Origin of the sequence: Pseudomonas qingdaonensis (assembly GCF_018398475.1) — a bacterium.
Taxonomy (GTDB): Bacteria; Pseudomonadota; Gammaproteobacteria; order Pseudomonadales; family Pseudomonadaceae; genus Aquipseudomonas; species Aquipseudomonas palmensis.
Map to the genome: position 1 here is coordinate 1,519,431 of NZ_CP074676.1, position 24,714 is coordinate 1,544,144.

Below are 24,714 nucleotides of genomic sequence, written 5' to 3' on the forward strand. Positions count from 1 at the left end.
TAGGGATGGGGCTCGGCCTGCTCAACCGCGACCATCCGCCGCACTTGGCCATGCCGAGAGGTCGGATACGCCCGGCACAGGAACTGATCCGACCATCTGCGCCGCCTCTAACTAGCGGGCTGCGGTGGTCTGTCGCAGCGACTCTCGGCGGCGCAGTGCGGAGCAAGCGCCCACATTCACCTGAGCGGCCCCATCGCCGAGCCAGTACCGGCTTTCTTTCCCTGGCACTTCAGCCTCGGTTTGGCATTGGGTTTCAAACGTTACTGGCTGCTGCCAGTGCTGCCGCCTTTCTGCTGAAGTCCGCTACCAGATCGATCATTGCTGCCTTTACTCCAGCAGGTGCCGTCTTCATCGAACCTGCGTTGAACGGCGGTTCTGGATCGTACTCGCTCATGAGTTGCGTGCACTCGGCGTAGGTCTGGTCGCGTAGCTCGGCTACCATCGCCAGGCCGAAGTCCAGACCGGCTGTCACCCCTGCGCCGGTGATCCTGTTGCGGTCGCGCACCACGCGCGCCTCGGTCGGAATCGCGCCAAACCTGGACAGCACCTCTCGACATGACCAGTGAGAGGTCGCCTTGTAGCCCTTCAGTAATCCAGCAGCCCCGAGAATCAGCGAGCCTGAACAAACGCTGGTGATGTACTTGGCTCGCGCACCACGGTCGGCGAAGAACGCCAAGGTGGCCGGATCCGATGCCGCGGCCAGGGTGCCGTCGGTGCCGCCAGGAGCAAAGAGAACCGTCAGATCACGCGGGCAGGTTTCAAAGGTCGCGTTGGGAACTACCGTCAGTCCCGCGTCACTGGTCACCGGCTCAAGGGACTTGGCGACGATATGTATCTTCGCGCCCATCAGTGCGCCGAACATGCAATGCGGGCCGATTAGGTCCAAGACGGTCATGCCGGGATATACCAGCATGCCGATCTGCTCATCACCCATCCACTTCACCTTGTCCATCTCCGGCCCCATGCTCGGCATCGGGTGGCCATGCGGCATCGACTCGGCAGCAGTGGCTGCCAGAGCGGAATTACCCATCAGTGGCGCAATCAAGGCGCCAAGCAGAAGGTTGCGACGTTGGTTGTTGATCATGGTGAAGTCCTTAGAAGCGAGCACTGAGGGTGACGTAGGCCGAGCGCGGTTGAGTCGGCATGACCAGTGGTGAGCCGAGATACTGGTAGGTCTCGAAGACCTTGCGCCCAGTCAGGTTCACGCTGGAAAGCGATACGCTGTAACGGTCGAAGTCGTAGGAGGCTTGAGCGTCGAAGAGGGCGTAACCCGGTACCGAAACGGTGTTGGGCAGGGTCAGCTCACGGGCACTGAGCGCAGTGACGCCGGCGCCGAAGGACAGGCCTTTGGCAACGCCATCGAGAATGCGATACCGGGCGGCCAGGCGGCCGCTGTGCTTGGGCACTCGCGGCAACGCCTCACCGACCGGGATCGAATTGTCTTTCCGGACTTCGGCCTGGGTATAGGCGTAGTTCGCGAGTATCGACACGGCCGGGGTCGGCTCCCAGGTCAGGTCCGTTTCGAAGCCGCGTGCCCGTTGTTCTCCACTCTGGACGCTGTAGCCCATCACGGCATTGGCAGGATCAGGATCCGGTGTGGCAACGTTGCGTCGTGTTTGCTCAAAGAGCGCGAGCGTGCCGGACAGTCCGATATCGCTGAAGGCCAGTTTCACACCACCCTCATAGTTGCGGGAAAGCTCGGGCTTCGGTGCTTCAAGTCCGGTGAAGTTGAACGCGCCCCGAAAACCTTCGGCATAGGCGGCATACAGCGCCACGCTGTCAGTCAGGTCGTAGGTCACACCCAGGCGCGGAGTAGCCCGGTGGTAGGTTTTGTCGATATCGCCGACGACTCCCTCCTGTTGCAGGCTGATGCTGGTGAAGCGCATCGACGCCAAGAGGTGCCAGCGGCCATAGGTGGCCTGATCCTGCAGGTAGAGCGCGCTGGTCTTGTAGTCGTTCGTGGTGGCGCTGCCTGCCGCGAGCACGGGTGTCGAGCCATAGGCAAAGCTGTAGATGGGGTTGGCCAAGTCCAGCTCGCCGGTATATTCGGCACCCGACATGGCTGACCAGAAGTGCGTGTCGTCGTAAGTCGCACCTACAACGAACTCATGCTGTCCGCCGAGTGCGGCGACGTTGAACGCCAGGTTGGCATCCAGGGTGCTCTCTCGAATACTGCCCGGCAGGTAGAGTTTGTAGATCGAGTATGTTGTCGGCGCTGCCACCGGGTCAGTTGCACCCAGGGCCCAGCTTCCGTAGTCCCGCGCCTGCATCTCGTAGTACTGGCCGGTGACGGTCAGGCGAGTGTCATCGTTGAAATGGTGGATTAGCTCCGCCGTGCTCAGGCGGTTTTCGATCGTGGTGTCGGGCTGTCCATGACCTGCACCAGGAAAAGCATTGCGGTCGATCTGGCCGCGCAATGCCTGTTCAGCCGGCAGTCCGGAGTATTCGAGCTGGCTGCGCTTGTCGTACTGGCCGCGCAGCAGCAGCTCTGTGTCGGGCGATAGCTGGAAAGCGATGCTTGGCTTGATCGACCAGCGCTCACCGTTGACCTGGTCGATCCAGCTGTCGTTCTTCTGGTATTCAGCGGACAGCCGGGCTGCGATGTTGTCGTTGATCGGCGTGTTGAGGTCGATCGCTGGGTTGATCGTATCGAAACTGCCGGTCCGCATGGACAACAAGGCACTCGGCTCGCCCTCAGGACGGTTGCTCACCACGTTGATCAGGCCGCCGAGCGGGGCACCTAGTCCACCGCCATACAATGTCGACGTAGGCCCCTTGAGCACTTCCACCCGCTCGACACCCATCATGCTGGTGGGGTCGATGTAGGCTGCGGTACCGCCGAAAGCGGGCATACCGTTCATATATATCTCTGCCGGAAATCCCCTCACGATCGGTTGGGTGAAAAGGGTCTCCTCGGCCTTCGTCGGGCGTACGCCGGAGACGTTGAGCAGGGCATCGCCCAAGGTCGAGCTGGCCTGTTCCTCGATCAACGAGCGGGTGATTACCTGCACCGACTGCGGTACTTCTTTCACTGGGGTATTGGTGCGTGTAGCGGAGGTGGCGTTGGGTTCGCTATAGCTTGTGCGCTGCCCCTTGACGATCACCGGCTCCAGTGTCCAGCTGGGCGCGCTTTGCTGACCCGGAGTGGGTTTGGCAGCGATGGTTGAGATGTCCACATTTTCGGCCAGTGCTACGTTGTGCAGGCTCAGGCTGACTGTCAGGCATATCGCGTGACGTAGGAATGGAAGTCGGAGTGGGCTGGAAGGCAAGTGCATGGGCGGGCTCTTGGATGGGAAAAGGGCGGCCGGCCTGTGCTGCATGATGCAACTGACGTAGGTACGTGCTACCTGCCACCTTCGCGGAGCAGGTAGTTTAGGGAGTGTCAGATGGCACTATGGACTGCGACGATCGACCGCAGTCTGGAGTCTTCCGGCGATTGGGCACCGTTAAACCGGTCGGTGTCGAGATATGGATATATATATGCGGCATCTTGTCGCCCCCGATTGGGGGATTCATTCTCGCTGATCGTGTCGTCGGTTGCATTTGCGCGGATCTGGTACCTCCGGCCTGATACGGTGGGCAGCTCCCTGACTCACAGTTGAACTAGAATTAATGCTCCCTGGTTTGAGGGACATGCGGCTGATAGAGTCCGCTCATGAATAGCCCTCGCACACGCTCTTTGATTGCCTGGACGCTCTACGCTTGCGTCCTACTCAATCTATTGTCGTGCGATATCGTCCAAGGCCAGTCCAGCTCGGTGGCGATGAATCGCGCGGTCGATGGATTCTGCTCGCTTGTGCATGATGCACATCCTGCTGCACACAAAAGCCTGCCAGCTAGCCATCTCTCCCTGAAGGCTCAAATGGATTGTCCATTGCGCACCGGGGCACTGGTCATGCTGCTGACGCTGTTCGCCCTGTTCTGGCCGCGTTACGCCCAGTCGCCGCTTGCAGCCATAGAGCCACGCTCAAAAGCGCCTCCTCGCTACTGCTGGCCGTCCGCTAATCCCCGCGCATCTCCTCAGGCACTGTATATCTGACTGCCGTCCTCGCGGCCGTTGATCGGTACCGAGGAGCGGTATCGATTCGTATCAAGAATTTCAAAGTGGCAGAACTTTCGGTTCCCAAGTCACAGATCTGATAAAAGAGGTCGCTTTATGTCAACAAAACCAGCACGCGCTGGCACCTCGGCGTTCACTGCATTGCTCAAGCGCCTGCACTTCTATATTGGGTTGTTGACCGGCCCGTTCCTGCTGGTCACCGCGCTTAGCGGCGTGGCCTATGCCCTCACGCCACAATTGGAAAACTGGCTCTACGCAGACGTGCTGAATAGTCGTAGCCAAGGTCCAGCCAAGCCACTGGACGAACAGATTCAAAGTGCGCGGAGCGCGGTCGGGCCTCATGCGCTCATTACTGCCGTGCGCCCCGCTCCAGTTGTGGGCGATACCACTAGGGTGATGTTCACCGACGCCAGTCATGGCCCATCGGAGAGCCGCGCGGTGTTTGTCGACCCGGTAACGGCGCAGGCGCTCGGGGAACTGAATGTTTACGGCACAAGCGGCGTGCTGCCATTGCGCACAGCGATTGACCAGTTCCACCGCAGCCTACTGCTCGGAGACCCAGGACGGCTTTATAGCGAATTGGCAGCATCCTGGCTGTGGATTGCAGCTCTGGGCGGCCTTGTTCTATGGCTGTCCAACCCCGCTGCCACCGGGCGTCGCAAAAGCGTCCGAAAGCTGCATCGAACCGTTGGCTTGTGGTTGTTGTTAGGGCTGCTATTTTTCTCTGCTACCGGCCTCACTTGGTCTCGCTATGCAGGTGAAAATATTGGCGTGTTGCGGGCCAAATTCGGTTGGTCCACGCCTAGTGTTAGCACTGTCCTCGGCACGAACAGCCCTCCTGCGATCTCCGATGAGCATGCGGAGCACCATCACCACGCGATGGACATGAACATGCCCATGCCGACGGTACAGGCCACGCAATTCCTCGATGTTCTCAACAGTGCCCGCGCTGCGGGTATCGACGCCGACAAAGTCGAGATCAAGCCCGCCCGCGATGCCGCTGCCGCCTGGGTTGTGCGTGAGATTGCTCCAGGTTGGCCGACCCAAGTCGACGCCGTATCGATTGATCCCCGTAATCTTCAGGTCGTGGATGAGGCGAAATTCGTTGACTACCCCATCGCTGCCAAGTTGACCCGTTGGGGTATCGATGCCCACATGGGATTGCTATTCGGCCCGCTCAACCAGTTGATCCTGGTGGTGACAGGTCTGGGCTTGGCGTTGATGGTAGTTCTTGGCTACCTGATGTGGTGGCGCCGCCGGCCAGTAGTGGCGCGTCAGCCAACGCTATTGGCCGCATGGCGTGAGCTGAGCCTCTCGGCGCGTTGTGCGTTGATCTTGTTCGCAATTTTGCTCGGCTATACGCTGCCCGTGCTGGGCGGCAGCCTATTGCTGCTATTGGTACTTGATCTGTTTCTGACTCAACGGGCCGCTACCGCCAGGACGGCGAATGAAACCCCTTGATCTGACCCGTATGGCAGGACGCCAATCCGGAAACGGCTTGGCTATCTTTGACATGCTTATGGTGCTGCTCGGGCCGCTGATTGGCCAGAGTAGCGGCTGGATATAGCGTCAAAAGGCTGCCGAGCATCCGTGTATGCCCATGCAACCTGCAGAGCACGGCCATTCAGGTGCCCATCTGCATCATCTGCTGGATGCCTGCGGTTACTGTTCCCTCTTCTTCCATACACCTGGAATCCCATAGCCCCATACCGAGCCGCATTTCCGGGCAGTCGCGACCAGCCATGGCCGCCCGTTCTGGCTGCTGATCGGTGGCCTGCGCTATGAGGACATCAACCTGCGGCGCACGGTAGAAGACGTGAACCTGGGCACTTCGCAGTAGTTTCACCATACTCATGACCCGTTCCCCTGGCGCCTCGGTACCGTCTACAACCTGACTCCCGATATCCAGCTCTACGCGCATTACAGCACGGTGGTAACCCCGGTCTCGTCGTTCTTGCTCATTTCCTCGGCCAACGGCGACTTCGGTCGCGTGGCGTCGAGTTGACCAGCTCTACACAACTCACGGCTCAACTGCGGGCCGATTTGGGTGTTTCGGTCGTTGATGCCCGCTATTAAGAGTTGATCGGGGCTGGCGGTACTGATCGCTCGGACAATCATCCGGTGAACTTCCCTCGGACAACTGCCAGCGAAGCACTGATCTACCGCTTCGAATCCTTGCCGATCACGGTCGGGGCATACGTAAGGCACTCCAGCGGTTTCTATACCGACACGGCCAATACGTACTTGGTGGAGGGTACACCTCACGTGATGCTTTGATTGCCTGTGAAATGAAGAATGCGATCCTTACGCTTCGTGGACGCAACCTCACGGACAGGCTGTATGGCGAGTACTCGGGTTACTCATAGACGCAGGTCTATCTGGATGCGCCCCGCAGTGCTGAGTTGAGCCTCGCTTTCAAATTCTCTCGCAGTGTGAGAGATTTGTCGCGGCTTCGGTCACGAAGCAGAGTAATAGCATGCAGGGAAAAAAGGCCACCGATTGGTGGCCCTTTTTTCATGCAGCTGTAAGTTGTCTAGCAAGAATCATTTCAACAGAGTCCCCATCCTGGTTCAGTGAGTCGAGCCCGGATTCCGGTACATCGCCCGAAGTGCTCTGCGCCACTGCGATCTTCTTGGCCATTAGCTGCAGGCAGGTGATCTGCGAGCTGCCGGCATAACCGAAGAAAACCACGCGGACTGGGTGTTTCTGCCCGATCCTCCACGACCGCCGAGCGGCTTGCTGCAAGGTGTACACGTTGTACCCCGTCTGCAGGAACGCGATGGTTGGGAAGTCCAGCAGGTCCAGACCGGTCTTGACCAACTCCGGGTTAGTGAGCAGCACGTCGACACCGCGGTCGACCTGGTCGAGGATCCAGTCCTCGCGCCGAGCCGTTTCGACCGTGGCCCGCAGTACCGCCACGCGGAGGCCTGCCTGCTCGAGGACCTTCTTCAGCCTGGACGTGGTGTCGCGCGTCCCGCTGTAGACGGTGTATGCAAGGACCTTGCGGCCTTTCGCCTTCTCCTCGAGGCACAGGTTCAGCAGCGCCTGCTCCTTGGGCATCAGTTCATCGTCGCCGAAGAGCGCCGGCACGAAGGCCAGCGTGTCGCGGGTACGCGGATGTTTGACCATCTCCGATCGGAAGCAGCAGTCCGGCCAGGCCAGCAGCACATTGAGCACCACTCCCAGAAGGGTGGTGTCTCTACGGGCCAGAGCCTGGCGGAGTTCAGCGGTCAAAGTGGCCGCCAGGCGCTGGTAGGCCGAGGCCTGCTCGGGCGCCATGGTCACGTCGATGAACTCCTCTTGGTAGTTGGGCAGCACATTGCCACCGATATCCTTGAGCTTCAGGAACACGGTGAATGGCAGCACGAACCGGTGGATGCCTTTAGGGCCGAAGCCTGGGGCCTTCACGGTGCGTACCGACAGCTTCTTGCCCTTGGCGGTCTTGTGCGAATCGCCATCCCGTTCGGTGTAGATGTCCTTGAGCACGCCGTGATCGCGCATGAACGACATGGCAGCAGGCGCCATACTGCCGCGTGCGTTGGGTCGGTAGCCGTCCTCGATCATGCGCTGGGTGAGGATGCGGAACAGGAGGTAGAACAGGTCGTCGGCGTAGCCACCCATCAAGGTCCCGGTGAGGAGCACGGTTTTTCGCGCCTTCGCGGCCAACACCCCCATGGCCTGGCCCTGGGCCGAACCGCTGTTCTTGTACTCATGCCCCTCGTCGACAACCAGCAGGTCGAAGAAGCCATCGGGTAGGTAGCGCTTGATGAACTCTGTCGGCTGGTAGCCGCCTTCGCCGAATCCGAACTCGATGTTTGCCATCGCCCGCTCCATGCGCTTGGCCTGGCGGTCGCTGAAGACGAAGTTGCCTTTCGCGTCCATCAAGTTGATGAACTCTGAGACGTTGTCGACCAGCATCGAGGCCAGAAAGTCCTCGCCGAAGTCGTTCAGCAGCCGTTCCGCTCGGACGGGGCCGATCGTCGGTATCCGGCACATCGACTTCAGGATCGTCGAGCGTCGGTCCCCACCATCGGCTTTGCCTGGGCGCATAAGCGACCAGAGGGCAGCGTTGCAGGCCGTGCAGTTGCGACGGCGATCACCGCGCTCGAATTCGTCCACGGTGACCAGGTTGCCTTCCAGGTCCTCGAGGACCTGGCCACAATCGGGACATGCCGCCAGCAGCTGGCCACCTGCAGTACGCCGCTTCCAGCAGGCGAGTCGCCAGTGGAAACCCATCCGCATCCTGACGCGGCCGAGGATGAAGAACTCCGGCCTGCCGTCGTAGGTTTGCCCCGACTGGTCACGTAGCTTGAGCAGTTTGACCAGCGTGTCCGGGCCGTTGAGCACCCAGACGCGGGCGCCTGGCGTGGTCTCCAGAATCTCGCGCCGCCACTTGTAGACCAGGTGAGGTGGTGAGATGACGAGTGTTCGACGGTAGCCTGCCGCGTGGAGCACGGCAGCGACTGCGATGGCCATCATCGTCTTCCCGGTACCCATCTCGGCGTTGATGATCGCAGCTTGCTCGTTGCGATCGAGCAGCAGTGCCGTGATGGCTTGGACAACCTCAGCTTGCGCCACGAATGGCGTGCGCTTGAGACTTGCCATCACGGCCTGCCGCTGTTCGTTGATGCTGCCGGTGTAGACCGGAGGGTTGGAGCGGTTGAGTGACGCCAGGAGCTCGTCGCCGAACTCGTCGATGAAATCCGTCAGGTTGATGTTCAGTGGGGAGTTGGCCGAGGCGGCTGCTTGGGTCAGTGCGTTCATGTGCATCTCCTGCAGGGAAAACAGGGCATGCACAAACCCCGGTGGGTATGGGCATACCCTGTGGGTCGGTGTGGGGTTGTCGCCGTTACGGCGCAGATCAATAGTCGCTGGGAAGCAGCAGGGTGGTGGCGCTACGGTCGGCTTCGGTGATGATCCAGAGTCTGGACTCGCCGCCGGCGTCGATGTCGTAGCTTGAAAACAAGCGGTCTCCGTGGGTAAGTGCGAGTTGGTTGGAGGCTCGATCGTCATCGCATAGTTCGCCCCAGTCGCCAGCCAGGTGGCGTTTCAGCGCAGGGGTAGGGTTGAGCTGCCCGGTTTCCACCAAGTGGCTGATAGCGGCAGTCATCATGATCTGCCCTGGGCTAAACAGCTGTGCTGTGACTCGTTCGTCCGTGGCAGGCGCTTCGTCGATGCTCGCCGGCGAGGAGCTGATGATCAGGACCTGGCCGTGATGCACTGACGAAGGCGTCATCTCCCAAGCACGAATGATCGGGATGAAGCGATCGGTGAGGATCCTGACTTCTGAGACGTTACCCTTCTCGTCCTCGGTGAATTCGGTCTTGCGCACCTTGTCCTTGTAGGTATCACCCTTCACGACCAAGGTCCGCCCCGACTTCGAACGTACAACACCGGAGATTGCGCCGGCGGCCAGGGCCAGAGCGAGGTGCCAGCGGGAAAGCTCGCGGACAGGGGCTCGGGGTTGAAGACCGGCCTGACCGAAATGCAAGTTGAAGTCGGGCCAGAGACCTCGCAACCGCAGAATCTCGGCGGAAAATTGCTCCGGCTCCAGGGTAATGCGGTAGAAGTGCTCCAGCTCGCTAGCAACTGACGGGACGAGGTACGGCTCCCATGGCCAGATGGCCGGGATCTCCTCGGCCTGCTCCTGCCCGGCGCCGATCGCCTGCAGACGAGCCCTCACCTGGTTGGTGGAAGCCCGGGCCAGGTCCTGCCGGCGTACACGGATGCCGAAGATCACCACCTGTTTGAAGGTGGGGTCTGCAGCACCGTATACACGCAGTTCGGCGAAGTGGTTGCTCAGCCATCCAGTGAACTCGTCGTCCAGCACGTAGTGAGGAACGATGAGCACCATGACGCCTCCGTACTGAAGAAGCGGGAGGCAGCGTTGATAAAATGCTTTCTCCAAGCGCCGGCGGCCGCTGCCTTGGTACTGGGATGCACCGGAGTGATCCGCGACCAGGTCACCGTAGGGTGGATTGAGCCAGAGCAAGCCGAACGACTGGCGGCTGATCAAGGTGTCGAAGAGGTCGCTGTGCAGCACCCGATCGAGCAGGCCACGCGCGTGATCCGCGCGTTCGCGATCGTACTCGACGGCGAACGCTTGGACCTGATCGCGGCCCAGGAGGTGAGCTGCTTCAGCAAGGGCAACACCCTCGCCGGCGCAGGGGTCGCAGATCCTCACCCTGCCCGAGGTGGCGGGAGTGAGCGCCTGCAGCGTGCGTTCGAGCGTGATCTCATCGGTGGGGTAGTAGCCGTTGCGGGCAAAGTTGCGCGCAAGGCGCGGAAACATAAGGGCCATAAGCGTTCCTTGAGTTTTTGGTGAGCCCAGGCCTACGCCTGAACTTCAATCGTGAGTTCGCCGCGACGGATCAGCTCTCCGAGGGAGGGCTCGAGCACGTCGAGCTGGAGAGCGAGTCGCCAGGCGCAGATGTTGCCGATCGCCCCAGGTAGGGCAATCAGCATGCGGTGCTGGGTGAGGACCTCCATCACGGGCTCGCGCCAATGGTGGAGAAGGGGCAGCGGGCAGACCTCTATCACCAGCGGCCAGAGCCGTTTGTGTGGAGCTTCATTGCGCTCCAGGAGGGCGAACGCGAAGTGATTGGCTTGGTCGGGCGCTGCGGCGCGTCGATCGAACAGCCAGAGGTGCAACATGCTGCCGAATAGGGTGCCGCGGAATTGACGTGTGGTGCGCTTTTCCAGCAGGTCATGGTTAGGGAAAACGGGAATGCTCCGCCCGTCGACGAGAATGTGAAACTGCTCGATGCCATTATCTTCCCGGCCAAGTGTGAGCCTGGCCAGAAACTCCTGCAGTGCGGTGTCACGACCCCAGGCCGACATGAACACCAGGTTGCGCTGCTCGTCGCACACACAGGCGTCGACGTACAGGTCCGGGCATTCCTCGATTTGGAACAAGGGGGATGGGTGCATGATGGCCTCCATTGTGGAGGCGTCCGTCCCAGAGGGCGGATGCCCCCCGGGGTGGTCTGGTGGTTAGTTGAAGGTCCTGGTGTCTGGATCGAACACCACAGGTTTCTCATTGTGCAGTGGCCCGTGACCAGCACGGAAAATCTGGATGCGATACTGGTCACGGAGGCGGATAGCGGCCTCGGCCTGGTCCAGTGTGAGCTCCAACTCCTCGATGAACAGGTCGACGAGCTCCTCGTCAGTCGACACCTCGTTGTTGGACAGCTGGTCCTCGATGTTCGCGAGGGTTTGTTTGCTCAAGTTGCTGAAGATGGCGTTCATGGTGGTGCTCCAGGTAGAAAAATGGAGCCCCCCGAGGAGGCCCCTCAGGGTGTGTGGTTCAGGTTGGCCACGGCAGTGGTGTGGCAGGGCGCTTTAAAGCGAGGCCCTGGTCCAGGTTTGAGTTTTGAAGTCCATGGTGAAACCGAGCTGGTCCAGTCGGGTGCATTGGGCGCGCAGCCGTTGTCGGTCAACGGTGGTGTCGAGCCTCACGGTTTCGCTCAGTGGCCACACCGTGCCAAACAGCTCGGCATCGATGTCGTTCGTGCTTGGTGGTGCCGTTGGACTCATCCCGAAGGGCTCATCCGAGGCGAAGGCATCAGTTTGGGGCTGTCGCGCCGGTGTATTTGGAGTCCGACGTGGCGGTAGCGGTGTGGATGGTGGCCCGTCCTCTTCAAGAGGGTCAGGGACGTTTGTTGGCAGGTGTTCTTCGTCCTCTCGACTGAGACCTGTGACATCCTCCAGGGTCATGCCCTCGAGTTCAGCCCTGATCTCAACTACAAGTCGACCGCCGTGCGAGTAGTACGATGGTCGAATCTGCTTGATCGCGAAGTCACCTCGGTATTTACCCTCCTGGTACTGATCCAGAAGAGCATCCTTGATGGTGAACTCACCGATCGAGGTACTGAGGCGGCCGACGTTGAAGAGCCCGAGTCGACCGGAGATGGTGCGGATGGCCAACTGGCCGGTGATGGAGATCATGTGCGCTCCCCGTAAAGCATGGGGAACACCAGCGGGTGCTCCCCGCGAGGTGGAAGGTGATCAGCAGTCGAACAGAGGCAGACCGTTGAGAACGTTGCTGTTGGGGTCGATGACCAGGAACCTCACTTCAGCCTGAGCGGCAAGGGTGAGCACTCGGATGGTCTCCTCGCTGAAACCCTCGGCGGCTTGCAGGGCTTGAAGTGTCGACAGGTCGTACCCCCAGAACTGTCCCAGATGATGGTCGGTCCAGGGCGTACTGAGAAGTTTGAAGCCGATGGCGTAACTGTCGGGCAGCGTGAAGCACTCGAAGTGAAGCAACGCTGTATCAGCATCCTCGACGAGTGTTTGCAGGTCCGCCCTGTCTTTTTCGGGCAGGTGTGCTGAGGCGATCTCGAAAGCTCGGCTGCAGCAGGGATGGGGTTGAGGGTGATCACCGGCAGCGATCTGGAAGGGGTTGGGTGATTGTGCCATGTGGCGTGCTCCTGATTGAGAGGAAGCCACCCCAGAGGGTGACCCCTCTGGGTGAGTAATAATGGCTGTGTCAGGCGGGGTCTGCAGCGTGCTGCAGCTGGATCTGGATGTAGGATGGCTCGTCCTCGGGGGTCACGATTTGCAACATGAGGGCGACCCAGTCACGGTCGCGGCCGGTGTGGCGCTTCGTGTACACACCGAAGGACAGAACAGTGGCCTGAGGCTGCTGCTTGAGCTCTTGCCACGCCGTTTGGACGACGGTGGCGAGGCGTTGGCTCATCTCGGCCACCCGCATGGGGTTTTCGAGATAGACCGCCCGCACCCAAGCCGGGTTGTCCAGGACTACAGGAAGGGTGAGGTATGCCTCGGATGAGGCGGGGGAAAACGACATATGAGGTCTCCAAATAAAGCGAGGCCTCGTCCGCGAGGATGAGATCCCCGCAGTTAGGTAATGTAGAAGGCACTCCATCACTGGGTGATGCGATCGCGCTGCCGAGTGCTCGGCGATCTTGGGTGGGTTGGCGCAACGCGCTGGAGCCTTAAACCCTGGCTCCGGGAGGCACTGTCAACGACAGTGAACCAATACGGAATTCGTTTCCCGGCCTGTAGGCAGAGGCCTCACAGTTGCCAGGTGCCTGCTTTGAAAGTCCCCCCGAAGGGATACCCTTCGGGGTGGAGGACTGGTGATGCAGGGTGGGTCAGATCATGTCTTCGTAGATCTCTTCCCAGAGGTTGGAACTAGCTTCCTGTACAGCGCGGTAGTGCTCATCATCGAGCTTGAAGCCTTGCCGTTCTGCCTCACGTTTGAACAACTGGTCGTGAGGAAAGGTGAGAGCTGCATACTGATCGCGCAGCGTAGTGAGCAGGCTCATCTCGTACAGTTCGAAGTGTTGGCCACAGCGATCCAGGGCGAGGTTCGAGCTTGCTTTGATTGAGTCCGCGAACCGCCGCTCAAGCGCGTCTACGCGGATGAAGGCCCCGGCAACTCGTTTCTCGAAGGGATTGGTGATGAACATGACGCCATTGAAGACTTGGGTGGCTTGAGACATGGTGATTCTCCGATGAGGGGGTCACCAACCCGCTCGGGTGATGTACCCGATAAGGTTTATAAGAGCGCAGCCGAAGGATGTCTGGTTGTTACAGCTCGATGGCATACGTCGCATCGATACAAAAAGCGATACCGTCGGTGAGTACATCACGCAATTCCCAGTTCAATACCCGAGGCTTATTCTCATCCAGCCACAAAAACGCTGACAGGACTGATGAGAAATGAACTGACCCTTCCAGGTCGGGATAATCAACTGGTACGTAGAGGAGTTCGAAATTTCGCTCGAAGTTCAGCAGAGGCATGATGTCTCTCCATTGAGGATCATCAGCCAGATCGGGTGATGTTCCCGATACGGTTAAGTGAAATGCTACAGATCATTCGGATCCATAAGACCCTGTATGACCCTGATAAGGCGTGTATTAACCCGAAGATCCTTGGGAGTTATCTCGCCTCGGGCATAGGCCATGTCAGCTAGATGGTATTCACGGCCGCTGAGCTGCGCATAGACATCAACAAGACGATATCTGTCATTTGACAGTTCATCATCCGTGATTGACCAGGATGAGGCGAAGTGAGGAAGCAGCTTGGCGTAATCGCACCACTGCATGTTCGTGTAGTCTGGGATTCGCACCCCGTTATCATCGATCTCACAGCCCAGATGCGCGAATGAGGTCGAGTAGTACAGCCTAGGTTTCTGACCCTGGTTACGCAGCTCCAGAATATCTGAGCGCGCGGTAGCGAAGTCAGGGAAGCACTGCTGAATATCTCCAGCGACAGTGATGCAGTAGGGCATGGCGAAGTCCTTTGTGAGGAAAACGCCTCCCGAAGGGGATCGTCGTCCCCTATTGGGTAGGAATCAGGTTAGTGATCAGTGGGGCAGCGCAGTAGGGACTGTGTTGGCTTTGCGGTTGAGCACGTCGATCGCAAAACCGCTCAGCCCAATGAAAGCGCAGGCACCGAAAACAATGTCGCTGAGGATTACAGCGGCGACCAGGATTAGAAGGTTCAACGCGAACAGTACTTTCATGACTGCCTCCTTGGCAGAATATGAAGGCGCTGAAATCAGCGCCTTGATAGGGGTTATGCAGCCTGGTTGGCTTCCTTGGGAAGATCATTACCGAGGTCATGGTCGAGTTGCTCACCGAACTGGTCGGCGACTGGCTGTCCCTGATTCACGGGTTGCTCAGGTTGTTCCTGATTCAACGTTTGATCACCACCAGGTTGTCCCTGATTTTCAGTGGGCGGGGTGGCATTTTTCGGCTTCGCTTCGTAAACCAGCTTGCCGTCAACTTTGATCCAACCGATGAAGAGCAGACGGCCTTTGAGGCTTGCGCCGGCCTGACCCTTCTTGTCGCCTTTATCATAGGTGAAAGCGTCAGCCCAGATGTCGCCGATTCGGAAGGAGACGAGCACCTTCTTTTTGGCTTCAACGGCCTGCTGGCAGCGTTTAACCAGCGATTCTGCCTCAGCACCGACAACGTTGCAGTCGATGTAGGAATACTCGGCTTTATCAGTCGCGCCGTGCAAAGCTGCAACGGTGACACAGGTGAAGGGCTTGCCCTTGCGGGGGCTGACTTCACGGATACGGTTGAGGTAGCCGATACCGGTGGTGTGCAGGTCGAAGAATTTGGATTCGTTGGATTGGTTGCTCATGGTGATTCTCCAGTTTCAATAGCGAAAGCGGAGAAACACTTCGCCCATGGGGAAAGTATTCCCCGCGTGGGTTGGGATGTAACAAGTTGGGTGGGCTTCCATCAATCTCTCGATTGATCAATCGCGCTTCCGGAAGCTTGGCGATTTTGGGGAGATCAACACCGCAGTGGGTGTAGCAGTCTTTCAGATCATGACTGCTCGGGCTTGGGTTACTGACGACGTCAGCAGCTCACGGTCACAAGGATGGAAACGGAGAAACACATTGTCAAGCCCTGAAAGAAAAAAACCCTCCAGGTGGAGGGTTAAGTAGGGAAAACCGATGATCAATGTGCTCGAAGAATCTTCTGGCACCGGCGTTTGATATTAGGCCAATCGGCCCAAACCGCCATGCCGACGCAGATGACGAGCAGGGCGGTGAACATGAGGATGCCGAATGTGGTTTGGCTCATGTCATTCCTCCGGGGTGAGGTAAATGCCTGTGATCCAGATTACAACACCTACCACGAGGGCGAAAGCGGTCAGGAGACGGCTAGTGCTGAGGAAGATACCTACGAGGGCGGCGGCAACGGCCGTCGTTCCGATCTTGCGAAGGTCGTCTGCCACAGCGGCACGTTTTTTTGAAACCATGGCGTTCCTTTGATCGCCAGGCCCTCACCTTGCCAGGTGGGGTGCCTGGCACTGGGTGAGGTTGGAGGGAGTTAGATCGCAACTGGAGCTATGAGATCGTTCAGCGGCCCCATACGCAGCTCTGATGCTTTGGGTTTGCTCGGCTTGCGCTGACGGGTACGGCGCTTGGTCGGTGGTACCGCTTTGGTGTTGTTTTCGAACCACTGGTTCAGATCAACGCCGCGGCGTGCGAGGGTTGGAATGCGGCAAAGCTCATCCCAGTCGCTGCGGGTGGGTGCTATGTTCGCGAGTTGAACAACAGGCCGAACATGTGCTGGGACTACTGGGGCTGGACGTTTCATGGCGCGCAGGAACTCACGGGTGAGGGTGCCGAGCGCGTAGCCAAAACGGAAGCCGGTGGAGGGTGCGGACATTGCGGTCATGGTGTTTCTCCTGCGGTTAAAAAATGCGGAGAAAACACTGACCCTCACGGGGAAATGTATTCCCCGCTGGGTTTGCGGAAGGAGCTTCTATCGACGGAGGTCGACCGGTCGTGCTACCAGAAGCTAAACGACCTTGGGCTGGTGGATCACACAGACTTCGTGCTGCAGCATTACGGATCCTAGCTGCATAGGGCATGTTGCTGACGACGTCAGCAGATCACGGCTTAATAATCGGAGCGGGGAAGGGTTGTGTCAAGCGGAGGGGGAAGGGGGGGAGAGATGGAGGGAGAAGTCCGGCTGGATCAGCCCTTGAAAGGTGACCCAGCCGTGTTTGAAAAAAAAAGTTGAAGGAGCCACCTGTGTCGGAATCGTCGATCCCTGGGCATTGATCGTTTCGACTCTCATCACCTGGCCATTCTCGTGGCTTTGGCCAGCAAACATGAGGCACGCATCCGCGCACAAAAGGAGCCCGGCTTATCGCCGGCGGGCCACCGGCAAAGGAGAGAGTACCCATTGGGTAGCCTCATGGACCTTCGACAAGTCCATCAGGCTACCCAAGGGGAAGGAAAGAGGAGGGGCCACATTACCAATGTGGCCCTTGGATCAAAGAAGCACCGAACCTCTTGAAACTCTATGTGCCTGTGAACTCGATCATCACGAGTTAGACGGCTGCGCGACTAGAGAGAGCAGGGAGACACAGGGAGAGCTTTCAACCAGATTCGCACGCCCTTCCCGGAGCTATAGCGTGCTTACGGTTTGGTGTTGAGGCGAACCACAACACCTGGGCGCTACTGATGACCGTCAGTAGCCAGCGGGGTTGAACCAAAACTGATGTCATTATGGGTTGTACCATGGCCGAGATGCAAGGCTCGTAGGCGTTTTCGCGAGGCGTCAACTGTCAATAGACCGCAACGACTGCACCCTCTGGGACGGGCGCTGGAACGGCTATCGCCATGTTACCCACCTTCGGTGAGAACAACTGGCCAGACCTCTTCACACCAACGGTGGCGGACTCAGTGCGCTCGGTCAGTGCGGCCGGCAAGCCGGCAGGAACCGTTCCCGCGATGTAGGTGTATGACACACCACTCACGATGTATGTGGCGATCCCGCTTTGCTTGGTGTACCAGCTTGGAAGGTTCAGGGATGAGTCCGTCGGTGCTCCAGTGAACCCAGGGTTGGACCGGGCATACTCTGCTGCGGCCGAGCGGTATATCAACATACTCCGGCTGAGGGCATCGATCGTGGCCTGCTCAGTCACGGCCTCATCGGTGTGCTGCACCTGAGTGAAGATGCCTCCTGCCACGATCAGCAGGGTCATAGCGATCCAGTAGATGTACATGAAGAAATCCTGGGGGATGAGCGTTGTGGACTATAGTCCGCTGACGATTATAGTCAACAACCCGAAAATTCTGACCTTTGATCTCGTGATCTCGGGTTGGACTTTTGGAATTACAACCAGACTCTTCGAAAAAGCACAATCATGCATTCGGCATGGTGTTGGCCGAGCTGCGCACTGCTCGGGGCATCTCGCAAGAAAAGCTGAGCTTTGAGGCTGGTGTAGATAGGTCGTACATCAGTCTGCTTGAGCGTGGCCACAAATCTCCAACCCTGGATACCGTTTTCAACCTTTGCTGCGCATTGGAAATCCAATTCGACCAGCTGGCCAGGCTGCTGCAGGCCAAACTGGAAGAGTTGAATGACCTAGGACATGACGCTCGCTGAAGGCCTAACCCTTTATCGACAGAAAGTCTCCGTACTAAAGAAAGGCTTTGTACAAGAGAGTTACCGTATCTCAAGTCTGCTTAAGTCCAAGTATGCCGACAAGAACATGCGTGATTTTCGAAGCCCTGATATCGCTAGTCTCCGCGACGAGCGTCTCTTGCAGACCAATCCTAAAACGGGTTTACCCATTTCACCTTCTACGGTGCGCCTGGAAATGTCGCTGCTGTCGAACGTGTTCGACATCGGCCGGATCGAGTGGGGGGTGTGCGAGTCGAACCCGGTCTCGAACGTACGCAAACCGAAAGCAGCACCTGGCCGAGATCGGCGACTTACAGCCCGAGAGGAGCGCCAGATCATGCGTTATTGCCATGCGCATCCCACACCAGACCTCTACGTCCTGGTTGTGCTGGCGATCGAGACGGCTATGCGCCAGGGGGAACTGTTGAAGCTTGAGTGGGAGCACATCAGCCTACAGCGACGAATTGCGCACCTCCCCGATACCAAGAACGGATCGAAGAGGGATGTGCCCCTGAGCCTCAAAGCTCGTGATGCGTTGATCCAGCTCGGGTCACGGACGAAGGGCAGGGTGTTTGGCTATACCGCTAATGGGTTGAAGTCGGCCTGGCGCATCATGCTGCAGCGGCTGGACATCAAGGACCTTCATTTCCACGACCTCCGGCATGAAGCCTGCTCGCGCCTCTTCGAGCTCGGCACACTCGACATTATGGAAATTGCTGCGATCAGCGGTCACAAGAGCCTGGCGATGTTGAAGAGGTACACCCACTTGAAAGCGTCCCGATTGGTGAAGAAGCTTGAGGGAAACAAGCACCGTGGCCAGCAGGTGATCATCAATCATCTGGTACCGTACCCTGCTGTCGTTTCGGAAACACCCAGCGGCGTCACCGTGCGGGTGCTCGACTTCGATGGTGTACAAGGCGCTGGGGGCAATGCAGAGTTGGCAAAGCGAGTGGCGGAAGATGCGCTGCTACGTCATCTGATGGTGTCGTTAAGGGACAAGGAGCCCATCCCAGCTCCTGATCAGTATCTGGAGCAGGTTAACGAGGGCGACATAATCATGCTCGACCCGTTGAGCCAGAATTGCCCCTCAGACGGGGGTCACACTTTTTTGCGGTGATTAGGTGATGTCTTGAGATTGCCCAGGCCTTGTGGGTTGGGCATCTCCGAGAAATCCCATTGCCAATCCGGGGTGTGGAAATCAGCTTCAAATGCCTCGCTCGGGGAAAAGGTGATCGGTGGGTACGTCTCCTATCACGACTCATCCAAATCTGCTGAAGCGTATTGTCCGGAAGGATCGGTTCTGATTGGTCTCATAAACGATATGACGTTAGATAGTTACCATCTAGCTTGTCAGATGCTGGAGTAATGACGCATTGGCAATCTCATTTGTAACAGTAAACAATTTGAGTCCCACTGCCCGAGTAATACCAATTCCCATCGCTATAAGTTAGGGCCTTGGAGTTCCCGCTTCCGTAATTGAGTGTGCAAATTGCCCAAGCCCCCAACGCAGACCCCGTGACTCTGTAAGGTCCATCTAGGCTCCCTTTGCTACTCCTCCACACACCGGATTGGCAAGAAGGTGTGAGGCACTGACAGGTAAGGGGGGCGCCCAGGTTGTTTTTCGATTGAATTCCGATCTTCGGGCACGCCTGTCCCTCGACAGCGGTGCTCTCGATATCCAGGTATTCCCCAACTGTCACACGTCCGTCCGCCTGCAGTGTACCGCCGCGGATTTTCCCGCCGGTCAACAGGCCCTTGTCGTTAAGAACCCTGACCCAGTCTGCATCAGCTTGGTAGATGCCGCCCCCCCACTTCTCGTTCACCCACCCAGTGTCGTTCTGGCTTCTGAACCAGCCGTCCTTACTGGTGATGTCGCTTGTCGCGGTGACCGCGCGGGCATTGTTGATGTCGTTGCCAGCCATATCGATCGCGGTGTTCATCCGGTTGTACTCAGGGTGGCCTGGTACAGCGTTGCGGTAGAGGTAGTCGTTGGCCAGCTCGCCGTCCATCAAGAAGAGCGCGCTTGCGGTATGTCCCTGCCCAGGGTTGATGCCGTAGTTGCTGAGCGCCACTTCCCATCCACCTCGCACACCCTGGATGACTCCGGGCTTGAGTGACGATATGAAGCCGCCCGGCCCGCCAAGATGCTCAGCTATGGTCCGAATGCCGAGTTCCGGGATGACCTGGCCACCTGTGGTCACCACAATGGCCTCGAGCTGGTTCGCGTTCAGGCGTCTGGCCAGGCCGACGATGGTCTGGCCGAAGCTATTGGTCGAGCTGAAGCCAGCCGGCAGATACTTGGTGTTTTGCATCATGTCTACGGTGACCTGGACAGGCGTAGTCGGGCCAGCATTGCTGAGCACCACGGAGTAGTTGTCCTTGAGGTACTTGGCAAAAGCGTCAGCGACAGTCCGCTGGTGTTCCGCGGCGATCCGGTAGTCCTGCTGGTTGCCGTAATTGAGCATCCACCAGCCCGCGAGAGACAGCATGAGGCTCATCACTATCAGGCCGAACAGGCCATCAATGGTAAAAAATCCAGCCTGCCCGCGTTTACTGGCCATGCCAGAGACTCCTGTTCGATTGGGTGACGATGTCTTGCTCGATCATCTGAAGGTGCCCGCTCCGGATCTTCTCGCGGATGGACGGCGCGTCATCCAGGGTCAGTGACAGCGTTTGGAGTGTGAGTCGCGGCTGTCCGTGATCTGGACGGAGGAGGGTTTGGTGAATGACCACAGTCAGCCCCTGTGAGAGCACCTCCAGGGCATTCGGCATGATGGGCTCGGCAAGTACAGCCAGGCGCTGGATGGAGCTCCCGATGCTGCCGCCGTGCCCAGTGGAGAAAATGAGATGGCCATTGATGGATGCCTTGATGACTTCAGCGGCAGTGGCCGTGTCGCGAACTTCACCGACCAGGATGAGGTCTGCGCGAGTTCGAAGAGCGCGTATCAGGGTTTCTGAATAGCCGCCTTGCATACGGGAAACCGGCAACTGGATGCAGCGACCAGAGCCATGTTCGCCTTGGAGGAGCGTTTCAGGCGGGTCTTCTACAGTCAGGCCCAGGCCACCGCGTGTTGTCAGGCGTGCCTTGACCGCCGAGGCTGCACTGCTGGTCTTGCCGGTGCCCATCTCACCAGCGAAGTACACCAGACCCCGGGTGTCCTCGGCGAGCAGGCACTCGTAAATATGGTCCGGTAACCCGAGATCCTCGAGGGGGATGATGGTTGCTCTTGACCGATTCAGCACAAAAAACGGCTTAGTGAAGACGTCCAGGTTGTACGTCACTCGCAAGAGCACGCGATCCTCTAACACGAGGGCGAACTCAGGCTCACGTGTTGTTTCGTACTGATGCAGACACCGCGCTCTCAGTTCCTGGATCTCGGTCGACCACTCCGTAGGAGCGGCGGCCTTGCGGGGCTGACCTGCCAGCCCCTTCACATCGGCAAAATCATGGCCAAGATAGAGGTCCACGAACTCAGCATCTGCAATCAAGCTCACGCTGGCAGCCTTCAGTAAGTGGTCCAGGAGATCGAGTTCATTTCGTTGGAGCAGCCTGTTGTAGCGACGGCGGGAAGGATCTCGCCACTGGTAGCGGAGCCACCATTGATGGCTGTGGTGGTCTGCTTGTCCTTGGCGATCTTGGTGGTCAGCGTGATGCAAGCTGCTTTGGGGACGTTGCTCTCGGAGAGAGTGAAGGTCATGCCATTGCTCACAAGCGTGACGGCGCCGTTCCACTGGTTGGTCAAGGTGGTGCCCGAAACGCCCATTGAACCGGTTCCGTCGATAGCGATCAGCGAAGGCACGAGATTAGTCCCCGATGTGCCATATCCAGAAGAACCCTTCAGCTTTTTGGCGTTGGTGATGATGGTGGTGATGTTGCTTTGCTCTACTGCGGCATCGGAGCTTCCCAGCATCTTGTAGCCAATCCAGGCGATGAAACCCAAGGCGATGGTAATGAGCATGATCCACATCACGCCGTCGATGGACAGGAAGCCACGTTGGTTTTTTGGGGTAGAGAGTGTCATTGGTTGCCTCTGGGCTGTGTGCTTAGTGTTGGATTGAGTCCATCAGGCCTATGGCCAGCTGGAAGATGCCGACCATCACGAAGATCATGAGCAGGCCCATGATTACTGCGGATAGGGCTGTAAGGGACTTCGAGACCGTTTCCACCCGCTTGAGCATTTGCTCGAGCCAGCGATTGGCGAACCTCTCCATCGATGCGGCGAAACTTTGGCGTGTGGCCAAGACCTGCAGGAAATGGATGGCCATCGGATCCGGGAACTGGTGCCCGGCTAATTTGAGTGCTGTACCGAAGTCTTTACCCGAACTGACGCCGTAGTTGATGGCGTCGATCCTTTCTCGCAGCCAGGGAGAAGCGCTCCGGCTGAGAATGCTGAGCGCACTCAGCTGGCCCACCCCGGCGCGGAGCATCACTGACATGTTCAGCAGGAAGATCGAGCCGTGCAGGACTTTGTAGATTGACCATGGAGGAATGCCTTCGAGCCGCAGCCTGGTGGTCTGCAGTAGCAAGCTGAGCTGCGTTTTCCAAACCGGGCTGTTCGGTCGAACCTGCAGGCCGCAGAAGTATGGGAGGGTCACGAACGAGACGACGACCAGGGTCAGCACGACTGCAACGATCAGAAGTCCGTAGTTCGTGACTACCTTGGAAATTACATAGAGCAGACTTGGGATGCCGGTCCACAGCTCTGGATCTTGCCGCTGAGCCATCGACGGCACCATCCAGGTGGCGATGACATACAGCAGCGCCCCCATGAGGCTCCAGGTAATCGATGGAAGCGCTACGACGGAGACAACCAGGCGAGAAATGCGTTGGCGGGCCTCGATGAGCCGAACGCAGTCCCGGAAAGCCTCCACAAGGTTGCCGGTTTTCTCCCCGGTATCGACCAGGGAAGCCTCGTCATATGGCAAATGGCTCCTGCAGGCGTCGGCGAGAGATTTTCCTCCTCGCACTAGCATCGCCACCTGGCCACAAATGACTGACACGGGATGCATCGTTTTACCGTCATTGCTGAACGCCTTGGCAACGGTCTCCAGTGCTTCTTCGATCGGGATACCGTCCTCCAGGACGCCCATCAGGCTCTCGTAGAACTGGATTCGCTCGTTCTTCCCAAACTGCTTTGCATAGAAGGTGACCGCCCAGCCTTGGGCGGCCTCCCGTACACCTGTCCAGAAGTCCTGAAGCAATTCAAACATCGGATTGCTCCATCAGCTGCCTGTCGAAGTCGAGCGGTCCAGCGAAGAGCTCGGCATCGCGTGGGTCTACTTCCCCGCTCGTGACTTTCATGATCCCGTGGGCGATCTTGGTGATGCCACCCATCTCGTTGACCCAGTACCTGCGCGCAGCGCTTGCGCTGCGCTTGGTAAACGTATCCATGAGCTTGACGTTGGTCAGCAAGGTTTCGGCGATGACGGTGCGATCGACGACCCCAAGGTTCCTGCACTTGCTGCAACCCTCACCGACCAGATTGACTTGGTCGACGATCTGCAGTTGCTTCAGCCGGGCGAAGAGATCCTTGCTGATGCCGTGGGTATGGTCACGCAGCGGGATCCGGCAAGCAGGGCAGAGCACCGGCACTAATGACTGGTTAGCGATCCCAGTGGTAAGCAGTGGATCGGTGACCAGGTAATCAGCCACGCCCATGTCAATCAGGCGCTGGATGGTGGCGATCACGTTGTTCGTGTGCAGGGTCGACCAGCTCTGGTGACCAGTCATGGCGCCGGTGTACGCCGCCTGGGCTGACGCCAGGTCGCGCAACTCACCGTACATGAGGACATCTGGGTCAAGCCGTACGGCATTGGTAATACCGTCACCCCAAGTCTCGCCAGCGTAGATCGGTGACTGGTTAGCCTTGAGCGGATACTCAGGGGGATGCTCGAGCGTGAGGATGTGCCTGGAGCCACCAGTCTCGTCATACAGCGCGTTGAGGTTGACCTGCAGGGTCTTGGATTTTCCGGATCCTGTTGGGCCAGTAATCAGGTTAAGTCCGTAAGGCAGGCTACGCAGTCTTCTGAAGTGCTCGATCTGCTGAGGCAGGAAGCCGAGCTCTTCGAAGCTCTGCTTGGAGGTATCGTCATACAGCAGACGCATCACCATCAGCGGGCCATCCACCAGCGGCCGAGTTGCAACCCGAGCGCCGTACAAGCCCAGTTGGTCGACGAACTTACGGCTGACGCGGGCATCCTGAGCGATGTGGGGCTGGTAGTAATCGCCAGAAACATCGCACATGCTGTTGTACAGAGCAGCGCAGAATTCACGCCCTACGTCGCTCTTTTCCTGGCGTACCTCCTGAAGGACCCCATACAGCCGATACTTGATCCGGGTGACATCGTGCGAAACGACGATGTGAACATCACTGGCGCCGCGCCGGTGGGCGTCCCCCATGAACTCCACCACCTGGGCTTGGCGCTGGGTTTCGACAAGTGCCTTCATGCCCCTCGACGCCGAGGCTTGATACAGCGTCTTAATCTCAGTCATCGAGGCTGAGACCACTTCGTAGTCAATGCCTTTGTGCTCAAGCTGGTCCATGAATGCCATCACGTAGGGGTCACTGACGTGTTGGGGAGAGATGTACAGCTTCCCATCGGCGGTCATGGCCAGGACCTGGCGCAAGTCTTCCTTAATCGCATGAGGGCCGCCTGGGGCGGTCAGCACCGCCACTGGCAACGGCGCCAAAGTCAGTTCGGCAGGCTCAAGATCGACGGGCTCTGCGGATATCTCGGTCATGGTC

At 58.5% G+C, this 24,714-nt stretch carries 27 protein-coding genes; 4 read left to right on the forward strand and 23 right to left on the reverse strand.

Translation table 11 applies throughout. The features are described from left to right. Nucleotides 1–253: 253 nt before the first annotated feature. Both KH389_RS07090 and KH389_RS07095 read right to left on the reverse strand, forming a co-directional pair. Nucleotides 254–1,084, reverse strand: coding sequence for a DJ-1/PfpI family protein (locus tag KH389_RS07090; RefSeq protein WP_213607134.1), 831 nt, complete (start codon nucleotides 1,082–1,084; stop codon nucleotides 254–256). 10 nt (nucleotides 1,085–1,094) lie between these two features. Further along, nucleotides 1,095–3,275 (reverse strand): TonB-dependent siderophore receptor, encoded by a 2,181-nt coding sequence (locus tag KH389_RS07095; RefSeq protein WP_213607135.1) that lies wholly within the window; start codon nucleotides 3,273–3,275, stop codon nucleotides 1,095–1,097. 380 nt (nucleotides 3,276–3,655) lie between these two features. Between KH389_RS07095 and KH389_RS07100 the strand changes: the two genes are divergently transcribed. Together KH389_RS07100 and KH389_RS07105 are read left to right on the forward strand one after the other, a co-directional pair. Continuing rightward, entirely contained in the window at nucleotides 3,656–4,039 is a 384-nt protein-coding gene (locus tag KH389_RS07100; RefSeq protein WP_213607136.1) for a DUF2946 family protein, read from the forward strand. A gap of 117 nt (nucleotides 4,040–4,156) precedes the next feature. Next, nucleotides 4,157–5,521, forward strand: a complete 1,365-nt coding sequence (locus tag KH389_RS07105) for a PepSY-associated TM helix domain-containing protein (RefSeq protein ID WP_213607137.1) — start codon at nucleotides 4,157–4,159, stop codon at nucleotides 5,519–5,521. Nucleotides 5,522–5,684: 163 nt separating this feature from the next. Here KH389_RS07105 and KH389_RS07110 read toward each other — a convergent pair whose 3' ends face one another. The 16 genes from KH389_RS07110 to pilM form a co-directional block, all read right to left on the reverse strand. Then, nucleotides 5,685–5,915, reverse strand: a complete 231-nt coding sequence (locus KH389_RS07110; RefSeq protein ID WP_213607138.1) for a hypothetical protein — start codon at nucleotides 5,913–5,915, stop codon at nucleotides 5,685–5,687. A gap of 659 nt (nucleotides 5,916–6,574) precedes the next feature. Beyond that, on the reverse strand, nucleotides 6,575–8,824 hold the full coding sequence (locus KH389_RS07115) for a DEAD/DEAH box helicase (RefSeq protein WP_213607139.1): 2,250 nt from the start codon (nucleotides 8,822–8,824) through the stop codon (nucleotides 6,575–6,577). 97 nt (nucleotides 8,825–8,921) lie between these two features. Then, entirely contained in the window at nucleotides 8,922–10,361 is a 1,440-nt protein-coding gene (locus tag KH389_RS07120; RefSeq protein ID WP_213607140.1) for a DUF6094 domain-containing protein, read from the reverse strand. A 32-nt stretch (nucleotides 10,362–10,393) separates the two neighbouring features. Beyond that, nucleotides 10,394–10,990: a hypothetical protein gene (locus KH389_RS07125; RefSeq protein WP_420831963.1), complete on the reverse strand. Its 597-nt coding sequence runs from the start codon at nucleotides 10,988–10,990 to the stop codon at nucleotides 10,394–10,396. Nucleotides 10,991–11,053: 63 nt separating this feature from the next. Beyond that, nucleotides 11,054–11,308, reverse strand: coding sequence for a hypothetical protein (locus KH389_RS07130; RefSeq protein WP_103470012.1), 255 nt, complete (start codon nucleotides 11,306–11,308; stop codon nucleotides 11,054–11,056). 93 nt (nucleotides 11,309–11,401) lie between these two features. Beyond that, nucleotides 11,402–12,007 carry a DUF3275 family protein gene (locus KH389_RS07135; protein WP_103470011.1) on the reverse strand — a complete coding sequence of 202 codons (606 nt, stop codon included), beginning with the start codon at nucleotides 12,005–12,007 and terminating at the stop codon, nucleotides 11,402–11,404. Between the two features lie 60 nt (nucleotides 12,008–12,067). Then, a complete protein-coding gene (locus KH389_RS07140) occupies nucleotides 12,068–12,478 on the reverse strand; it encodes a DUF5983 family protein (protein ID WP_213607141.1) in 411 nt (136 codons plus the stop codon). 70 nt (nucleotides 12,479–12,548) lie between these two features. Further along, nucleotides 12,549–12,869, reverse strand: coding sequence for a hypothetical protein (locus KH389_RS07145; RefSeq protein ID WP_213607142.1), 321 nt, complete (start codon nucleotides 12,867–12,869; stop codon nucleotides 12,549–12,551). Nucleotides 12,870–13,176: 307 nt separating this feature from the next. Beyond that, entirely contained in the window at nucleotides 13,177–13,527 is a 351-nt protein-coding gene (locus KH389_RS07150) for a hypothetical protein (protein ID WP_213607143.1), read from the reverse strand. Between the two features lie 88 nt (nucleotides 13,528–13,615). Next, on the reverse strand, nucleotides 13,616–13,828 hold the full coding sequence (locus tag KH389_RS07155) for a hypothetical protein (RefSeq protein ID WP_213607144.1): 213 nt from the start codon (nucleotides 13,826–13,828) through the stop codon (nucleotides 13,616–13,618). Between the two features lie 65 nt (nucleotides 13,829–13,893). Then, a complete protein-coding gene (locus tag KH389_RS07160; protein WP_028700175.1) occupies nucleotides 13,894–14,319 on the reverse strand; it encodes a hypothetical protein in 426 nt (141 codons plus the stop codon). Between the two features lie 75 nt (nucleotides 14,320–14,394). Continuing rightward, complete coding sequence (locus KH389_RS07165) at nucleotides 14,395–14,553, reverse strand: hypothetical protein (RefSeq protein WP_213607145.1); 159 nt, start codon at nucleotides 14,551–14,553, stop codon at nucleotides 14,395–14,397. 53 nt (nucleotides 14,554–14,606) lie between these two features. Next, on the reverse strand, nucleotides 14,607–15,179 hold the full coding sequence (locus KH389_RS07170) for an STY4534 family ICE replication protein (protein ID WP_213607146.1): 573 nt from the start codon (nucleotides 15,177–15,179) through the stop codon (nucleotides 14,607–14,609). 323 nt (nucleotides 15,180–15,502) lie between these two features. Continuing rightward, the gene (locus KH389_RS27490; protein ID WP_023629570.1) at nucleotides 15,503–15,628 is read right to left on the reverse strand and encodes a hypothetical protein; all 126 of its coding nucleotides are present in this window, start codon (nucleotides 15,626–15,628) and stop codon (nucleotides 15,503–15,505) included. A gap of 249 nt (nucleotides 15,629–15,877) precedes the next feature. Further along, nucleotides 15,878–16,228 carry a hypothetical protein gene (locus tag KH389_RS07175; RefSeq protein ID WP_213607147.1) on the reverse strand — a complete coding sequence of 117 codons (351 nt, stop codon included), beginning with the start codon at nucleotides 16,226–16,228 and terminating at the stop codon, nucleotides 15,878–15,880. Between the two features lie 898 nt (nucleotides 16,229–17,126). After that, on the reverse strand, nucleotides 17,127–17,567 hold the full coding sequence (gene pilM / locus KH389_RS07180) for a type IV pilus biogenesis protein PilM (protein WP_213607148.1): 441 nt from the start codon (nucleotides 17,565–17,567) through the stop codon (nucleotides 17,127–17,129). A 104-nt stretch (nucleotides 17,568–17,671) separates the two neighbouring features. Between pilM and KH389_RS07185 the strand changes: the two genes are divergently transcribed. After that, nucleotides 17,672–17,950, forward strand: a complete 279-nt coding sequence (locus KH389_RS07185) for a helix-turn-helix domain-containing protein (RefSeq protein WP_244988694.1) — start codon at nucleotides 17,672–17,674, stop codon at nucleotides 17,948–17,950. Beyond that, on the forward strand, nucleotides 17,937–19,085 hold the full coding sequence (locus tag KH389_RS07190) for a tyrosine-type recombinase/integrase (protein WP_213607149.1): 1,149 nt from the start codon (nucleotides 17,937–17,939) through the stop codon (nucleotides 19,083–19,085). Before KH389_RS07185 ends, KH389_RS07190 begins: the two co-directional genes overlap by 14 nt. A gap of 265 nt (nucleotides 19,086–19,350) precedes the next feature. Here KH389_RS07190 and pilV read toward each other — a convergent pair whose 3' ends face one another. From pilV to KH389_RS07215, 5 genes are read right to left on the reverse strand one after another with little or no spacing between them, the layout of a single operon-like run. After that, nucleotides 19,351–20,529, reverse strand: coding sequence for a shufflon system plasmid conjugative transfer pilus tip adhesin PilV (pilV, locus tag KH389_RS07195; RefSeq protein WP_213607150.1), 1,179 nt, complete (start codon nucleotides 20,527–20,529; stop codon nucleotides 19,351–19,353). Then, complete coding sequence (locus KH389_RS07200) at nucleotides 20,519–21,463, reverse strand: ATPase, T2SS/T4P/T4SS family (protein ID WP_103470003.1); 945 nt, start codon at nucleotides 21,461–21,463, stop codon at nucleotides 20,519–20,521. Before KH389_RS07200 ends, pilV begins: the two co-directional genes overlap by 11 nt. Nucleotides 21,464–21,474: 11 nt before the next feature. Continuing rightward, nucleotides 21,475–21,990: a type 4 pilus major pilin gene (locus tag KH389_RS07205; protein WP_213607151.1), complete on the reverse strand. Its 516-nt coding sequence runs from the start codon at nucleotides 21,988–21,990 to the stop codon at nucleotides 21,475–21,477. A gap of 22 nt (nucleotides 21,991–22,012) precedes the next feature. After that, the gene (locus KH389_RS07210) at nucleotides 22,013–23,179 is read right to left on the reverse strand and encodes a type II secretion system F family protein (protein WP_023628940.1); all 1,167 of its coding nucleotides are present in this window, start codon (nucleotides 23,177–23,179) and stop codon (nucleotides 22,013–22,015) included. Continuing rightward, nucleotides 23,172–24,710 (reverse strand): GspE/PulE family protein, encoded by a 1,539-nt coding sequence (locus tag KH389_RS07215; RefSeq protein WP_213607152.1) that lies wholly within the window; start codon nucleotides 24,708–24,710, stop codon nucleotides 23,172–23,174. The genes KH389_RS07210 and KH389_RS07215 overlap by 8 nt, the downstream gene beginning before the upstream one ends. Nucleotides 24,711–24,714 lie beyond the last annotated feature (4 nt).

Coding starts and splice junctions, on each gene's coding strand:
- KH389_RS07090 (WP_213607134.1), bottom strand. CDS start 1,084: ATGATCAACAACCAACGTCGCAACCTTCTGCTTGGCGCCTTGATTGCG.
- KH389_RS07095 (WP_213607135.1), bottom strand. CDS start 3,275: ATGCACTTGCCTTCCAGCCCACTCCGACTTCCATTCCTACGTCACGCG.
- KH389_RS07100 (WP_213607136.1), top strand. CDS start 3,656: ATGAATAGCCCTCGCACACGCTCTTTGATTGCCTGGACGCTCTACGCT.
- KH389_RS07105 (WP_213607137.1), top strand. CDS start 4,157: ATGTCAACAAAACCAGCACGCGCTGGCACCTCGGCGTTCACTGCATTG.
- KH389_RS07110 (WP_213607138.1), bottom strand. CDS start 5,915: ATGAGTATGGTGAAACTACTGCGAAGTGCCCAGGTTCACGTCTTCTAC.
- KH389_RS07115 (WP_213607139.1), bottom strand. CDS start 8,824: ATGAACGCACTGACCCAAGCAGCCGCCTCGGCCAACTCCCCACTGAAC.
- KH389_RS07120 (WP_213607140.1), bottom strand. CDS start 10,361: ATGGCCCTTATGTTTCCGCGCCTTGCGCGCAACTTTGCCCGCAACGGC.
- KH389_RS07125 (WP_420831963.1), bottom strand. CDS start 10,990: ATGCACCCATCCCCCTTGTTCCAAATCGAGGAATGCCCGGACCTGTAC.
- KH389_RS07130 (WP_103470012.1), bottom strand. CDS start 11,308: ATGAACGCCATCTTCAGCAACTTGAGCAAACAAACCCTCGCGAACATC.
- KH389_RS07135 (WP_103470011.1), bottom strand. CDS start 12,007: ATGATCTCCATCACCGGCCAGTTGGCCATCCGCACCATCTCCGGTCGA.
- KH389_RS07140 (WP_213607141.1), bottom strand. CDS start 12,478: ATGGCACAATCACCCAACCCCTTCCAGATCGCTGCCGGTGATCACCCT.
- KH389_RS07145 (WP_213607142.1), bottom strand. CDS start 12,869: ATGTCGTTTTCCCCCGCCTCATCCGAGGCATACCTCACCCTTCCTGTA.
- KH389_RS07150 (WP_213607143.1), bottom strand. CDS start 13,527: ATGTCTCAAGCCACCCAAGTCTTCAATGGCGTCATGTTCATCACCAAT.
- KH389_RS07155 (WP_213607144.1), bottom strand. CDS start 13,828: ATGCCTCTGCTGAACTTCGAGCGAAATTTCGAACTCCTCTACGTACCA.
- KH389_RS07160 (WP_028700175.1), bottom strand. CDS start 14,319: ATGCCCTACTGCATCACTGTCGCTGGAGATATTCAGCAGTGCTTCCCT.
- KH389_RS07165 (WP_213607145.1), bottom strand. CDS start 14,553: ATGAAAGTACTGTTCGCGTTGAACCTTCTAATCCTGGTCGCCGCTGTA.
- KH389_RS07170 (WP_213607146.1), bottom strand. CDS start 15,179: ATGAGCAACCAATCCAACGAATCCAAATTCTTCGACCTGCACACCACC.
- KH389_RS27490 (WP_023629570.1), bottom strand. CDS start 15,628: ATGAGCCAAACCACATTCGGCATCCTCATGTTCACCGCCCTGCTCGTC.
- KH389_RS07175 (WP_213607147.1), bottom strand. CDS start 16,228: ATGACCGCAATGTCCGCACCCTCCACCGGCTTCCGTTTTGGCTACGCG.
- pilM (WP_213607148.1), bottom strand. CDS start 17,567: ATGTACATCTACTGGATCGCTATGACCCTGCTGATCGTGGCAGGAGGC.
- KH389_RS07190 (WP_213607149.1), top strand. CDS start 17,937: ATGACGCTCGCTGAAGGCCTAACCCTTTATCGACAGAAAGTCTCCGTA.
- pilV (WP_213607150.1), bottom strand. CDS start 20,529: ATGGCCAGTAAACGCGGGCAGGCTGGATTTTTTACCATTGATGGCCTG.
- KH389_RS07205 (WP_213607151.1), bottom strand. CDS start 21,990: ATGACACTCTCTACCCCAAAAAACCAACGTGGCTTCCTGTCCATCGAC.
- KH389_RS07210 (WP_023628940.1), bottom strand. CDS start 23,179: ATGTTTGAATTGCTTCAGGACTTCTGGACAGGTGTACGGGAGGCCGCC.
- KH389_RS07215 (WP_213607152.1), bottom strand. CDS start 24,710: ATGACCGAGATATCCGCAGAGCCCGTCGATCTTGAGCCTGCCGAACTG.